Below are 15237 nucleotides of genomic sequence, written 5' to 3'. Positions count from 1 at the left end.
GTTTCTTATTTCATGGTTAATCAATCAATTTTAGCAAAAAAAACCTTAGATTACAAGAGGGTTTCCGACACATCCGGTAGGCTGCCGCGAATGTAATATAATTTATCTTATATTACATTGATTAATTTTTTTGATTGGAGGGGTGATATGGAGCCAAATGGCGCCAGGATCATGAGCAGTGAGGAGTTAGAAATAGCACGGCTAAAAGCCAAAGCTAATAAACTGATTGACGTAAATCAGCAGCTGGTCAGGGAGAAAGCGCAGCTGCAGGAAACCATCCAGCGATTACAAAGATTTTCAAATGCAGAGAAAGAGTCTGGAGCGTCTGAGGAAGATGAGCTTACCTTTATCTACATAACGCGCATATTGGCTTTTTTGGCTGAATTACAAAAATCCGCCCTGTGGTTGGACTATAAAAATAATACGGCCAACACCAAAGAGTACTACCGGGTAGATAAGCGAGACTTCGAGAACATTTTAGCTGCCTATACGGATGATAAGGTTACGGCCAGAAACTTTATTCGCTATATGGTATGTCTAGGGATCATGAAGTCCAATGACAAAGAAATATTCTCCGTGATAGTTAATGGTAAGAGTAGGCGGGTATATATGATTCGGAAAACTGCTGTAGATCTACCAGGAGTCGAAAAATATGAAAGGTAACACATATATTGATGAATTCTTAGGTATTGTGGGTTTCTTATCACATTCTCAGAAAGTGCCGATCGACAAAGGCTACATATTGGTGAGCAGAAAAATACTGGATAATATGCTGAATCGGAATTCATACGATACTGTGGAACAAAAGCTACGAATCTGGAAGCGGCTGCATTGGATCGACGCCGATCCGGATCGTTACACGAAGAAAATTTCGCGTAACGGGAAGCGTACCAGGGTGGTGAAAATTGATATGGACGTATACTACACCCTGGCATTTTTATTCAGCAAGGAACCGGGGCAGTAACACAAAATTAATATGCAAAAATGCCCCGCCGTGTAGAACTGATATTTACGCGTTTCTTCTATATTATATACCCACCTCGATAATGGGCTAGATAACGTAGTTATCTAGCCAGTAGGGGGAGCGGGGAAAGCGGTGAGAGGTGGGGGAGCGCAGTACGTAGTACGGAGCGGATCGGGCCGGTAGGCATACCGGGAGGCCAGTGAGCGCAGTACATAGTACGGAGCGGATTAAGCTGGTAGGAGTACTGGTGGGGACAGGAAGCGCAGTACGCAGTAAGGAACAGATTGGCCAGAAGAAGACTGGGAAGGACAGGGGAGGTACAGAACCGGTCAGGCGTGTGGGGAAGTCAAGGGACGGGGGACCTGATAGAAGAGTAGCTGCATGTGAAACAGGCTGGCAGAAACATTGAAGGAGATGGAGGTCATAGCTGTGAAAGAAGTTTCTTTTAACACGAAAGAAATCATGGAGAGATCCGGATAATTTGAAGGAATAGTTTATTTCATTTATCTTACCTGTATCCTTTACTTGCCGTATATACCCATTACTCTATTATGTTTGTATGCTGCCTTTTTATATAAAAATATAAAAACATAAAAATATAAAAATATAAAAACATAAAAACATAAAACTTGTTTTCTATAGAAATATGTTCAGATAAAACCGATTTTATAGAAAACAATAAAACAATGGAGGGAATAGGATGAAAAAAATATGTCCGAGATGCGGGAAAGAGAGAAGAGATCCTTTTGGTATATCACGCATGGATCAATTAAATATCTGTAGTATTTGCTGTTCGAAAGAGGCTTTAGACCTGGCGATTAAAGAGGGGAGAATGTTATCTGATGAGGCAGATCAAATAATGTGTTGCATAGAAGAGGCATATAAAACCCACCTGGATTAGATCCAGATGGGGAAAATGTCGATGGAGGTTGGGAGCCTTCCATCCACTTAATGGTAGCACACTGCTAAATATTACGCAAGGTTTAAAGACCTACACGGGAGAAAAAATGACGCTGAGTACATTTCGGTACGAGTTTCGACGAAGGTATGGAGTTAAATTTAAAAATTGTATTTTGTTCCGTAATGGGGAGTTGTACAACCTGGATACGGAAGAGAGCATACGCTTTAAAAATTTGGACGCGGCCTTAGATTATGAGATTGAAGGAAAAACTATTCGGAAATTTATTGATGAAATGTCTATGGAAGACTTGAAACTTACATTAGATGGTGGCCGTGGAGCAAGTGGGGAGTTAGGGCAATCTACTTTCAAATTTCAAGACGCCGCGTCAATAACGAATGGTAGAAATGATAAAAGGGATCTAAACAGTCGCGCTAATACACAAATTAAGGAAAAAAGTGTAGCTGCAGCATTGAATATTTTCCGTAAAATGCACCTTGATCCTGAGAGGGAACATGCATTTTCGGTTGATGAAAATGGTTACGTACATAATTATGTTCATGGAGATGCTCATTCCGTTGCTATTATGGGCGGAAGAGGTGAGATGATTTTTCATAATCATCCCAGTGGTGGAACATTTTCAAAGTCAGATATGTTATCCACTTCGCTTTCGGCAGAAAAAGGAATTGTAGCAAGCTGTGTCAGCGGTGATCATATTTTCGTAAAAACTCATAAGTTTCGTGCAAATGAGTTCGTAAAGGCTGTTAATAGAGCTAAGATGCAAGGTCTTAATTACGATGATGCCGTGGGGAAGTGGCTGACAGCCAATCAAAAAAAATACGGATACCATTACGAATTTAAGAAGGCTGATTAAAATACAAAAATATAAAAAATATTTTTATATAAAAATTGGTTTATATAAAAAAAGGAGTAATTTGCCGAGGTGGGAGGAAGAGGATCTAGTTCTGGTCTAAGTAATGGATCTGGAATTAGTACAGTGGAAAGAAAAATATGTCATGATGAGGTGGAATCAGCCTACCTATTTGATACAGATGGAAATGTGATTTTTTCAAAATCGGATAATACGAAAAATTATGTAACTTTTAGCGAAGAGCAAGTGAAACAGTTTGAGGACAATATATTAACACATAATCATCCCGGAGGATCCACCTTTAGTTGTGAAGACGTATCTTTATTGACTTATAGTAAAATGCAAGAAATCAGAGCGACGACTTCAAAAGGAACATTTTCCCTGCGGGCAAATAAAGATTCAAAGTCTTATGAGAAGGGGAGTCTGGCTTTTTCAGAAGATTATAGCTATTCAATTTATTTGCGTACAAAGCATTGTGATGGTGTATATGAGAAGTTGCTGAAAGATTATAGAAACTTTAGGATTGATGAGGTTGAATTTCAGAAGGGGTGTGATGCATTAAATAGTGGGATGGCAGAGTTTCGGAATACATGGTTAGAAGAGAATTCCCATAAGTACGGCTACATATACAGATTTCAAGGGAGGTGAGTAAGATGCCAAAAGAAAATAGCTGGAAGCTGGATGATTCTTCGTTAGAACCATATAAGGCAGAGCTGAAAAGAGAGGAAGTTTCCAAACCAGAGAAAAAAGAAGAGGAATCAGAAAATGTACAGAAGTCAGAGAAACTATGAGAATCTGGAGAAACGCCTTTTTAATGTCCCAGGAAAATATGGGATACCGGTAATTGAACCTACACACTTGAAAAGAAAGATTGATTTTATACCATTTAATTATGCAAAAACGATAGACCATCCAGAAAATAAAGGAATTCATTTTTTTTTAGACGACTATCAATTTAATCGTGTGTGGGCCAGGCCCAGAACTTATTTACACATGATTCAAAAATTTGCATATGTAATGTCACCGGACTTTAGTATTTATGTGGATTTTCCTCTCGTAATACAGCTATATAACCATTACCGAAAACATTGGTTAGCTGCATACTGGCAGGAAAATGGCGTTGAAGTGATCCCTTCTATTTCATGGGGAAATGAGGAGTCATTTGAATGGTGTTTTGATGGTGAGCCACATTATAGCACTGTGGCAGTTTCGTCGGTTGGAACCCAGAGTAGCCAGGAAGGCCGGTCTGTATTTCTTCAAGGCTATATGGAGATGATGCGCAGATTAGAGCCAGAAGCAATTATATTTTATGGAGATGTTCCAGAACAGTGTAAGGGAAATATTATTCCAATTGGATCATTCCAGGAAAAATTTAAAAAATTCAGTATAACCCCGCAGATAGATTTAAAGGAGTTAAATCTTATGAAAAAAGCGAAAAAAATATGGAATCTCTATAGGGAAGGAGAGTTACAGGGGATTTTCACGTCCTCGGAAATTTCAGATCTAACAGGGATGCACAAAAATAATGTTTCAAATTATGCCGAGCTGGGATCTCTGTATAAAGGGATCTATCGTATTGAGAAAGCGGATGAGTCACTGGCAAACGAATGGGCGACGGTGACAGAGGGAATTACTGCTGGGGCGAGGCGGTAAGATGAGCGGATCGGCGCATATGGCAATGGGCGTTTTTATTGGGGCCATGGTGGTATATGTGGCCCGGCCAAAAGTGGTTGAGTCGGCGGTAATCTTTGGTATTACAACAACGGCAATTTTACTTCCAGATATTGATGAGCCACGTAGCAAGATAGGAAGAAGATATCCTGTAATATCCTTTATTATTCATTTCCTTTGTGGCCATCGTTATTTAATACATTCACCATTTTTATTAGCTATTCTATATTACTTACTTAATTCCAATTTACAGGGGATCAGCTTTGTGGCTGGATATGGGGGGCATTTATTGCAGGATCTATTTACAGCCGGCGGGCTTGCGCTTCTCTACCCATTTAGTCGGCGTAGAATCAGCTTATCTCCATTTCGTACTGGAGGTATTACAGATTGGCTTATGACTGGTGTGCTTATGATAATAATTTTTAAAATAGTAACGGGGAGGTGGTAGAAATGTGTATAGATTGGAAAAGGGTTTCCAAAAGAATATATCAGCAGCGAAAAAAAATGAGGATGTCCCGAGAGGAAGTCGCGGAGAAAATAGGAAGAGTGCCGAGCTATTATGGCGATATTGAGCGTGGAACTTGCGGGATGTCGGTGGATACGCTGGTTGCGTTATCAAATACACTTCATCTTTCAGTCGATTATATTTTGTATGGAGCTGCGGAAGAGACAGATATATACGAGCAAATTTGCCGATCGCTGAAAAATTATGATATCAGGATACAGAATAGGGCTCTTTCTTTGATGGATTTCTATTTAAAACAGGAGGTTAAGACAGGATGAAAAAAAGATATCTCCGGACAGTGCTTGCAGCAGCATTGATTGTATCATGCTTATCGCAGAGTACAAGTTATGGAGCCTGGATTGAGAATAACAGTGCCTGGCAGTACCAAGAGGGGGAGGAGACAGTAAAAGGCTGGGGGTTAATAGAAAATGAGTGGTATTTCTTTGGCCCTTATGGGGATATGGTAACTGGTTGGCAAAAAGTTGCGGACAAATGGTACTTTTTCAATCCTATATCCAATGGTACGAAAGGTAAGATGCTTACGGGGTGGCAATGGATTGATGGATATTGCTATTACTTTACAGAAATGAAGGATGCTTCCCATGTTGAAGGGGAAATGTGGAGCGGTGAGGTAACGCCAGATGGATATATAGTAGATGGATCTGGCCGTTGGACGGATGCACAGGGAATTGTACAGTTCTTAGAAGGAAAAGGAATTTTGACATTTAAACAGAGCCACGCACAGAGCCGTTTTAGTAGTGGAGGATCGGGGGGAGGGGGCGGTACGAATAGTCATCCGGATAATCCAGAACCAGAGCCAGAACCAAGACCGGATATAAAACCAGAACCGGATGTAAAACCAGAGCCAGAGCCGGCAACGCCATCCGAAGCCAAGAAATTGTATACTTACACAATTCGATATATGGATATTATTGACCGCACTATGTTATATATGGTTACAGGACAGGCAGAAGAAAATGAACGGATCGAAATTGATCAGATTAATATTGAGGGCTATACAATTCATGGCGGGCAGAAGGAAAGTTTTTCTGTTTCGACCGATGGACTAACAGTTAATATTTATTATGATCCAATCACACCGGCCTCGCCATCGGAGGCAGTCAAAATCGATTGGAGTATCTATTTTATAGAGCAGGACAATCCGGATAATCAAATCTTTAAGGCTCAGACTGGAAAAACAGAAGAGGGAAGAGAAATTATCATTGATTTTCCGGAAACTATATTAGGTACTGACGGTTATTATTACTATGCACTTGTCAGTAGCCCTTATGCAATTACTGTGTCGGGGACAGGCCGACAGAAATATTACATAGAGTACGAGCGAGGTGACAAAGAGGAAGAAGAGGATCCGGAACATGAGGCGGCGGAAAAATTAAAAGACTGGCAGCGTATTGCAGCGTTGGCGGATGAGAAAATAACTGGATATAGAATACCAGAAGAACAGTACCAATCATTGATTTCTGGTGATCTATATGCCAGTAATGAACGAATTAAAAATATGGTGTCAATGGTACAGGATGCCGATCCGCATGAAATCTATATTATTGGACTGAACCATATTCCTAACACACTTATTATCGGGCAGACCTTTCCGGACGTTATAAATATATCGTCATTAGAAATGGGGAGTTTGGATATAGGGGGCCAAAAATATACTATGCTACGTATTGGATTTACGAGATCATATGATAAAAAAACGTGTGTACATGACTATGAATTAACTGATTATGTTCCCTGCAGCTGCACCGCTCCGGGCTATGGCAGTGTGCAGTGTAGAAAATGTGGAAGTACAGAATCGATAATATTGCCATCGTCTGGCCATACAGACCTAAACCATGATGGTATATGCGAGGTGTGTTTTAAGCAGATCGAGGGAAATGACCCAGAGCCAGTACATTACAATATAGGGGATGTACAGGCCCGAAGGATTAAAGGCAAGATATATTTGTTCAGGTGCATTGATGAAGATTATGGAAAAAAAGCATTATTTCTCTGTGATAGCACGATTAGCTCTGATATAGATAGCTCTGCAGCAATGGTGAAGAAACTTACTTTTGGCAGTAACAATAACTATAAATACTCATACATTAGAACCTGGCTGAATGACAATGCGGATGATCTCTTTGGTGTAGAAGCTACTCTGATCGGAACAAATGTTGCTTACCAGGGAGCTACGGGAGATGGAAGCTATGAGCAATTTAATGAAAATGAATTGATTGCTTTAGAAAAGCCGTTTCAATTGTTGGAAGATGAAATATTTATTTTGTCTGTGGAAGAGGCTATACAATACCGGGAGTATCTATGGAGATTTGGAGGAAGTGAGGAAAATAATCAGGAAACACAGTACTCAGCGTATTCCCGTGGCTATTATCTCCGTACTCCTCAATATAAGGGCGAAAATGGCTTTGAGTATGGGCCTGGTATCTATGTTGTTGACTTTTCCGGGAGTATTCATCCTGTATCGGTGAGCAGCACTGATAATATCGGCATTAGGCCGGTAATAGCCATTAGGCAGCAGTAAAGGTAATCCAGAGGAGGAAGTAAATGGACAACTATATCATTACCTTGTTAATACAAAAAAAAGAGGATAATTGCAAAAATATTAATGAGGTGAAGCTGGAAGTAATGGATGCGCTTCATGAGGAAGGCACATATGAACCGTTGGATGTGTATGCTACTACTCAGATCGAAAAGGCATATGCAGCAGGAAGATCTCTCATGGAAGGAAAAAGGGAACATATTTTCAAACTAATTACGGCACTATAGGAAGGAAAAAAATATGAAAAAAGTATGGAAAAAGGTATTGGCCTTCGGCCTGTGTGGTGTTCTGATATTTTCTGTAATGCCACCTCTGCCAGTTATGGCTAAGAATGTACAAAGAAATATTGCCACAAATTCAAATGCCGAAAAAAATGAAAATACGCCGGTTGCTACAAAATCAAATGCGGATACAGCGAACAAGGCTACACTCTCTAATGCTTTACGAGCTGTAAATTCTTTGGGGGATATTTGGGACGACTGGAGCGGAAAAACGAGCTTTGAATTTTTGAATGGAACCCAGGGAGACGGTTCTGAGAAGAAACCATTTTTGATAAAGAATCGGGAACAGCTCATGGGACTCTCAGAGCTTGCAGCAATGGGGATGATGATTCCCGATGCAGGCGGAGCCGATTATCCGGGTGATTATTCTGGTTGCTTCTTTGCCCTGGGCGGAAATATAGACATGCAGGGAGTTGATTGGATACCGATAGGTTTCTATGGCGACTCTTCGGAGTCGGCTGGGCCGATCGTAAATGCATTTCAAGGTGATTTCGACGGCAACGGCTACACAATTCGAAATTTAAAGCTAAATAAATTTGTTAATTATAATCACGTTGGCTTATTTGGGGCTATTAGCAATTCGCTTATTCATGATCTGATTGTTATTCCTGATGCAACAGAAATCAAAGGGAACGACAGAGTGGGATCTATAGTAGGATATGCAGTTGATTCTAAGATCATAAATGTAAAAGTGAAAAATGCTGCATTGAATACTACCGGAATTACTGGCGGTATTGCTGGCGAGGTAAGCAATACGGTAATAGAAAATGCGATCTGTGACAATGTAATAATTGATGCCTCCAATGGAGCAGAAATTATATATATAGGAGGGATTGTAGGGATTGCCTCAGATTCTGCCGTTGTAGATTGTGAGGTTACGACAGGAAGCGGGAATACGGCTAGAATACAAGGTACCGGCTTTACCGGCGGAATTATCGGATATCAAAACTCAGCAGATATTTATAACGTGTATGTAAAGGGAACAATCGGAGGGTATCACTCAACGGCAATCGGAGGGATTACAGGAAAATACGTATCCGGAAAGCTTAAAGTGGCACGTTTTGAAGGCACGATTGGTAATTCACAGTTAGGGTCGATGGCGAGAGAAGGTACTTTTATCGGCACAAGGCAAGGTGCAGCCACTAACTTTGATTATATCGATGATGTAGCGTACCTATTTGCTGATTCTGAAAGCAAAATCAGCGCAAATGTGTGCGGATCAGAGATCCCGGATGATAATGATTATACTTACGATGCTCATATCGGATATTGGCATAATAGCGATCTTTACTTTACTTTAATGCAGGGCGGTACGAGTAAAAATATAACAGATCAGTATTTTTACGAGATATTAGAAGAGGGGATCCTTTCTAGTATGGACGAGGAGGGGGAAGGTCAGTATAGGGTTGACCATTTTGCGCCAAATTCAGTCGGCCGTCCGGTGCGTGGCTATCTGGTTATCGTGAACCAGATTGATACAATTGCCAATGGACAGAATTTTTATGATATTGCGACATTGACGGCAAAAGGGGCATCCCAATATGCGAAAACCCTCGATAAAGAACATAGGGGGGCAGTAGCTGCCGGGGCGGTTGTCAATGTGAGTACAGCACCAAATAATACTGATACAGAGAAATTCCAGATGGAGGGAACCCCATATTATACAAATGCAGATGGGGTGAAAAAAGATACCTCATACTCTGATGCCAGCCATAGTTATACCTTTAAGATGCCGGAAGAAGATATTGTGATCGATGCTACATACAAAAAGGTTGCTGTATCTATTCAGGTTCAGCCAGATACATACAATTTTTCGGTAGCGCAGACAAGAACTGGGAACCGAAAATATCCTACTAAAATAACGGAAGTTAAAAACAAGGAGGGGAAGTTGATAGCCCGCTACATCAACGGCAGCTTAGATCAAGGGATGGAAGTACAGCCGGTAATGATCCAGGCGGTGATCGATGCAAACAACGATGTATATGATAATCGCGTAAAATGGAGTATTGACGACGCGGATCTGATTACCCTTGCTCAAAATGATGATGAAGGATCAGATGGATATACTGCAAAATCTGCCAGCGTTACATTAAATCTTAATTCCAGATTCTTTGAGGATATTATTACAGATCTGGAGGGTAAACAGGCAGAAGAAAACTATCAATATAAGATACCGAATACGATTTACGGCGCGGGCCATCAAAACGGAGGCGTTGCGATCCTGACGGCAGCTACGCGGCCATCAACATCCTTTGAAGGGAAACCCTGTACAGCAAATTGCCGCATTAATGTAACGTTCCAGATAATTGATAATACGCTTGTGGCGGCAGAAGGTGCAGTATTAGATAAAATGACTTTGGAATATACCGTGACTCGTAGATTAACTGGAGATCGGTTATCCCCGCAGGAGTCTATTACTGTAACAGCTCCTCAGTCTTTAACTGCAACGTTTCTCCCGGATTACTTCTCAAAAGAGGAAGTGACCTGGAAGAGCAGCGATCCAGCCGTAATTGGAGTAAACCAAGATAATGTGGCATATAGGGAGGCATCTGTATCCGCCTACAAGGATGCCAAATGGATTAAAGATATTATTGCGACAGATAATGGTGTTATATCAAATGACAGGTATGCGAGTGTATCTGGACATGGAGAGAGGCAAGCAATTATAAGCGTGGAAGGTAAGGACAAGCTGGGAAATCGTGCAACGGCCGATTGCCAAGTGACTGTACGGTACGTAACAGAGGATCAGACTGTTATAAAACCGGAAGCTGTCGAATTAGATCAAGCTACGCTAACGTATGAGCTGTCATATGATAAGGCTGGAGATATCCGATCGGAGACGATCAAAAAGAATGGGTTTGAACCGAAAAAGTTATCAGCTGTAGTATTGCCAGATATAGAAGATACAGAGAGCCATCGGCCATATGATCGGACTGTAAAATGGAGTTCATCGGATCCATCGGTACTATCTGTTGATGCTGCCGGAAATCTTACGGTAATCGATGAGGCTCCATGGATGCAGGAAGCTATGGCGCAAGCTCCATATCAGGCGGCGAAAGAGATCTTTGTGACAGCTACGACAGCCGACGGTAAAAAGATTGCTTCATGTAAGGTTAATTTACAGTTCCAAGTAAATTGTATTGAAGCAGATCGAGAAAAGGAAAGTTATCGGATTGTCCTTACGAAAAGTGGACGCAGATCGGCACCGATCCTTACTTACACAGGCCAGGAATCAAAAAAATTAAAGGCGGCCATATATCCGGAAAGCTCGGATCTTAATTATGTAGTATGGATCTCGAAGGATCCGGAAGTAATAACGGTAGCAGCGGATGGCACCATAACGCCGGTGTTATTAGATGAAAATAATGAGTTAAAAGCTCAGTGGATAAAAGAAATATTACAGGAGTACCCCTACAGTGGCACAAAAACTGTAGAGGTGACGGCATCAACAACAAATGGAAAGATGAGTGATAGTGTAATAATCGATCTGGAATTTGTGGTAATTGACAATACATATTCTTCTGGGGGATCAGGCGGCGGATCCACCGGTGGCGGTGGAGGCGGCGGATCCACTGGTGTAACCCCAACAGGTAAAACCCAGAGTACGGGAGCACCGGCCGGCTCTGTAACTGGCAGTTGGACTCAGGCTGCTAATGGTAAGTGGCTCTTTGCTGCAGGTCGAACGTACGCTGATGAATGGGCTTATATTAATAATCCGTATGCGTCTGCAGGACAGCCGGCGGCATCCTGGTTCCGGTTTGACCCGGATGGATTTATGGTAGTTGGTTGGTACACGGACAATGATGGAAATATCTATTATTTGAATCCGATATCCGATGGGACTCAGGGACAGATGCTTACAGGCTGGCAGTATATTGATGGGGCCTGGTATTATTTTAATCCGGAGTCAGATGGAACAAGAGGGAAACTTCTAACAAATACCATAATCGGGGGATACCAGCTGAACGAGAAAGGCCAGTGGGTTGAAGAAGAGATTGTAACAACAAAATAAAAGAATCGGGTACCGTGTACATTGAAAACTTAATATTGACCGATAGTAAATAGTGCTGGCTGGGAGGAACCCAGCCAGCAAGAAATTAATTACAAACAAATAAAAGTATGTTATACTAAAATTGGGTAGCCAATCTGCGGGTGGTTTTCCACTTCCTTTGCCTTACATCTGAATTTTACATAAGGATGAAAGGAGGTGGTGCGTGTGAGTACATATGAAGAATTAACATTAATTGTTAATGTTGCAATGTTGATTATTGCAATTTTAGTATATACAAACAGCAAAGGTACAAAAAAATAACCACCCCGCCTACCAAGCCGATGGTTATTTTTCCTTAGGAATTGGAAAGCCACTCTGTGGAGTTGGCTACCTTTTGTACCTTTAGATTATCACATATTAAAAAAAAAGTCAAATTAGTATGTTGCCGGTGATATTACAGGTAGCATCATATTAAAGGGTCAGATTGTCAATCCCAAAAGAGTATGATATACTTTTGCTGGGTAGTTAATCTGCTGGGTGGTTTTCCGTCTTCTTTTCTCGGAGTAATTGAGGAGAGGAGGTGGTATCCATGAGTACATATGAGGAACTGACATTAATTGTCAATGTGGCAATGCTAGTTGTAGCTATACTCGTATACGCAAATGGAAAAGGTACAAAAAAATAACCACCCCGCCTACCAAGCTGATGGTTATTTTTAAATAATTATTAGACGGAAAGCCACTCTGTGGAGTTGACTACCTTTTGTACCTTTAGGATATCATAATTTAAATAAAAAGTCAAATTAAGCTACCGGTGAAGTTACAGGTAGCTTTTATTTTCATTTTTCGGAACGAGTAAGAAATTTGCTGATAATTTTAAGCAGGGAGTCTTGCATAATTCCCTTAGAAAGAATATAATAAACGTAAGAAAATACGTTTTAAGAAAGAAGGGATAACTATATTTGTTGTAAGTAATCGTGATCTTCAGGTCAAGCTAAAAGAAATTCGTGAAAAAGTAAATAAGGGGGATGATGCAATACATCATAGCAGAGGTTCAGATGATTTAGTGATTACTTCTTTAAAACGGTATAATCAAATGATCGATATTTTATTTAAGGAACACAAAAGTGCTAAAGAAGTTTTAGAAGAAGAACAGGATAATAAAAAATTATTAGAAAAATATGTTGCTCTATCAATGAGATTACAAGAAGAAAATTTAAAAGAAGGACCAGATTTTGTAAAACAAAAAGATTTAAGTAATGAATGGTCAAAGATAAAAAAAGAAATTCTTAAACGAATGGAAACTTAGGATTTTAGGGTAAAGGGATGATCAGATGGAGCGGAAATACTATGAAAAATGAATTTATATCGAGGAAGAAAAATTTTCAAGGCACGGAGGGATACATGGTTTCACAGATGATACAGGGAAAGCCAACGTGTGAACAGTTTGTTCCTGCAGATAACTATGAAGAATTCTGCAAATCAATAAATACAATACCTAGAGTCATGACTGTAAAAGCTGAAATTTTAATGTGTACAACAAAAGCTGAAAAGATTGAATGTTGTAGAACATATTTTAACCAGATTCTGGAGGAGAAAGATCCTCAGCGCACATTGCAGTTAGTTGATCTAATGAATGTTATGGAGCGCGAATTTGGAACGTTTCGTATCTATCCAACAGAGGAGTTCATGGCCAGAGAGGAAGTCAAATTGTACCATGAAATATCTATGGCCAGAGATTTATAAACACCGATAGAGCAGAGGTGAGAACCAGGAGACCTTTGGCGCATCACCGGCGAGGGATTAGTAATCCACCAGTTTCACCGGTTATGAGAGAATCCAAAATCAAAAATTCAGAAATTACTACAAAAGACTATCGGATTCCACCTGGTAGTCTTTTATTAATTTGTCGAAAACTGTCAATATTTGTAGAATAAAAAGGAAAGCGCAGACAAAGTCTCTATGCTATACTTGTTTTAAGTAATAGGTGGGGATTGAGAAACAAACTGGAGGTTTTTGCATGGCAGTATGTTGTATTATAACTGGAGGGCTTTTCTTGGCATTTGGAATATATTTGTGGTTTTGGTTAGATAAGCGACATTTTTATCGAAGAAATGTTGCTGGATTGGAGGAATTTGATTCTTACTTCGATATGTGGAAAAAGAGAATTAAAGAGTATTTTGTGAAAACGATAAGCGGCTTTTTATTATTTTTCGGAACATGGTTAATAATTATGGGGATTGCGGGAGCAATATTTATTTAGAAAGGGGTAGAAAGATGAAAAAATATATGTCTTTAATTGCGATTACAGCAGTGATGGTCGCGGGAGCAAGCATGAATTGTTATGCTGCAGGTTGGCAGCAAAACCAAAATGGCTGGTGGTGGCAGTATGATGATGCCAGCTGGCCGGCGGCGACCTGGCAATGGCTTGATGGAAACGGTGATGGCACCGCAGAATGTTATTATTTTGATGAAAATGGATATATGCTGGCCGGGACAACAACCCCGGATGGGTATCAGGTAGACGGCGAGGGAAGATGGATCTTAGATGGTGTGATCCAAACAAAGAGCGTCACTGGTCAGAATATGGGATCTGGAACGACTGGATCCGGAGGCTCCGGAGGAGCTGGCAGCTCAAATGGGAACGGAAATAATCCGCATAAGGATAATCGGACAGTGACAGGCCGATATGATATTACAAGCAGCGGGGCCGCTCTGGATGATGCATATTACACCCCGATTGATTATACCGATGTAACCGCGATCAATGATCCGGATAAATATTGCGAACTGATGAATTTATATATTAATGGGGATGATAGCCGAGGGGCTGGCGATAACTGGCGTGTAGATTGGAATAAACCTGTTTCAGAAAACGGGCAATCTAATATATATTACTATTATAATTCTTTTGGAGATAGTAGAGATCAGCCGGGGAATTTTTATAAAGTAATTAAAGTAAGCAAATCACGGCCATATGAAGCACATCAAGGTAATGTAATATATGAACTAAGAGTTTATGGATTTGAAGACGGTTACATGTTAGTAAATACAACGAGAAATGGTATTTACTTTAATGAACGTGGCGAAGCTGTCGTAAACGATGCGGTAGTAAAGCATACAAATTATTGTTACTATGGTGACATTCACTGGCATACAACTTTAAAAGATAAAAGCGAGTTTTATTGGGACGATCCTATAACGTATGAAGAATATCCAATTTTCTACCATAATCGTTATATGAAAGATGATGGAACATATAATAGTGGCTATGGTTTTGGTGATTGTTGTGGCCAAATTTATTCATTCAAGGATTAATATAATTTCAAATATAATACCCTCAAGCTATCGGTAATCATATACCGATAGCTTTTTTTACTTTCTAGGAAACTTCGCAAATCGGCCAAGATAGTGTATAATGGACTTGAAATAAAAAATCACATAACAAAAGAGCGAATGTAGTGATTCGCCACGACGTTGATTATGTAGTTTTTTGT

Annotated in this window: 17 protein-coding genes; all 17 read left to right on the top strand. The window is 40.3% G+C overall.

Features of this window, described 5'->3' with window-relative positions; genetic code table 11:
- Positions 1 to 147: 147 nt before the first annotated feature.
- The 17 genes from H8S80_RS33470 (at position 148) to H8S80_RS33390 (ending at position 15058) form a co-directional block, all read left to right on the top strand.
- Entirely contained in the window at positions 148 to 663 is a 516-nt protein-coding gene (locus H8S80_RS33470; protein ID WP_118033321.1) for a hypothetical protein, read from the top strand.
- Positions 653 to 964, top strand: coding sequence for a TcpK family conjugal transfer DNA-binding protein (locus tag H8S80_RS33465; RefSeq protein ID WP_118033322.1), 312 nt, complete (start codon positions 653 to 655; stop codon positions 962 to 964). Before H8S80_RS33470 ends, H8S80_RS33465 begins: the two co-directional genes overlap by 11 nt.
- Before the next feature lie 199 nt (positions 965 to 1163).
- A complete protein-coding gene (locus H8S80_RS33460) occupies positions 1164 to 1373 on the top strand; it encodes a hypothetical protein (RefSeq protein ID WP_118033323.1) in 210 nt (69 codons plus the stop codon).
- A gap of 291 nt (positions 1374 to 1664) precedes the next feature.
- On the top strand, positions 1665 to 1865 hold the full coding sequence (locus H8S80_RS33455; protein ID WP_118033324.1) for a hypothetical protein: 201 nt from the start codon (positions 1665 to 1667) through the stop codon (positions 1863 to 1865).
- Positions 1866 to 1971: 106 nt separating this feature from the next.
- Positions 1972 to 2736 carry a hypothetical protein gene (locus H8S80_RS33450; protein WP_117633528.1) on the top strand — a complete coding sequence of 255 codons (765 nt, stop codon included), beginning with the start codon at positions 1972 to 1974 and terminating at the stop codon, positions 2734 to 2736.
- A 69-nt stretch (positions 2737 to 2805) separates the two neighbouring features.
- Complete coding sequence (locus H8S80_RS33445) at positions 2806 to 3381, top strand: hypothetical protein (protein ID WP_055649190.1); 576 nt, start codon at positions 2806 to 2808, stop codon at positions 3379 to 3381.
- Between the two features lie 5 nt (positions 3382 to 3386).
- Positions 3387 to 3524: a hypothetical protein gene (locus tag H8S80_RS33440; protein ID WP_155521561.1), complete on the top strand. Its 138-nt coding sequence runs from the start codon at positions 3387 to 3389 to the stop codon at positions 3522 to 3524.
- Positions 3499 to 4386 carry a DUF4417 domain-containing protein gene (locus H8S80_RS33435; RefSeq protein WP_118033326.1) on the top strand — a complete coding sequence of 296 codons (888 nt, stop codon included), beginning with the start codon at positions 3499 to 3501 and terminating at the stop codon, positions 4384 to 4386. The genes H8S80_RS33440 and H8S80_RS33435 overlap by 26 nt, the downstream gene beginning before the upstream one ends.
- A 1-nt stretch (position 4387) precedes the next feature.
- Positions 4388 to 4852 (top strand): metal-dependent hydrolase, encoded by a 465-nt coding sequence (locus H8S80_RS33430; RefSeq protein ID WP_118033327.1) that lies wholly within the window; start codon positions 4388 to 4390, stop codon positions 4850 to 4852.
- 2 nt (positions 4853 to 4854) lie between these two features.
- The gene (locus tag H8S80_RS33425) at positions 4855 to 5187 is read left to right on the top strand and encodes a helix-turn-helix domain-containing protein (RefSeq protein ID WP_118033328.1); all 333 of its coding nucleotides are present in this window, start codon (positions 4855 to 4857) and stop codon (positions 5185 to 5187) included.
- Positions 5184 to 7451: a DUF6273 domain-containing protein gene (locus tag H8S80_RS33420; RefSeq protein WP_148709852.1), complete on the top strand. Its 2268-nt coding sequence runs from the start codon at positions 5184 to 5186 to the stop codon at positions 7449 to 7451. Before H8S80_RS33425 ends, H8S80_RS33420 begins: the two co-directional genes overlap by 4 nt.
- A 23-nt stretch (positions 7452 to 7474) precedes the next feature.
- Positions 7475 to 7696 carry a hypothetical protein gene (locus H8S80_RS33415; RefSeq protein ID WP_055649195.1) on the top strand — a complete coding sequence of 74 codons (222 nt, stop codon included), beginning with the start codon at positions 7475 to 7477 and terminating at the stop codon, positions 7694 to 7696.
- 13 nt (positions 7697 to 7709) lie between these two features.
- Positions 7710 to 11762, top strand: coding sequence for a hypothetical protein (locus H8S80_RS33410; RefSeq protein WP_118033330.1), 4053 nt, complete (start codon positions 7710 to 7712; stop codon positions 11760 to 11762).
- A gap of 1074 nt (positions 11763 to 12836) precedes the next feature.
- Positions 12837 to 13049: a hypothetical protein gene (locus tag H8S80_RS33405; protein WP_147335917.1), complete on the top strand. Its 213-nt coding sequence runs from the start codon at positions 12837 to 12839 to the stop codon at positions 13047 to 13049.
- Between the two features lie 41 nt (positions 13050 to 13090).
- Positions 13091 to 13486 (top strand): hypothetical protein, encoded by a 396-nt coding sequence (locus tag H8S80_RS33400; RefSeq protein WP_118033331.1) that lies wholly within the window; start codon positions 13091 to 13093, stop codon positions 13484 to 13486.
- A 274-nt stretch (positions 13487 to 13760) separates the two neighbouring features.
- Positions 13761 to 14003, top strand: coding sequence for a hypothetical protein (locus tag H8S80_RS33395; protein ID WP_055649199.1), 243 nt, complete (start codon positions 13761 to 13763; stop codon positions 14001 to 14003).
- Between the two features lie 14 nt (positions 14004 to 14017).
- Entirely contained in the window at positions 14018 to 15058 is a 1041-nt protein-coding gene (locus tag H8S80_RS33390) for a hypothetical protein (protein WP_117633533.1), read from the top strand.
- Positions 15059 to 15237 lie beyond the last annotated feature (179 nt).

The sequence above is a fragment of the Hungatella sp. L36 genome (assembly GCF_014288035.1).
Note: the sequence above shows the minus strand (reverse complement) of the source record. Positions and strands in the feature narration are given on the sequence as shown.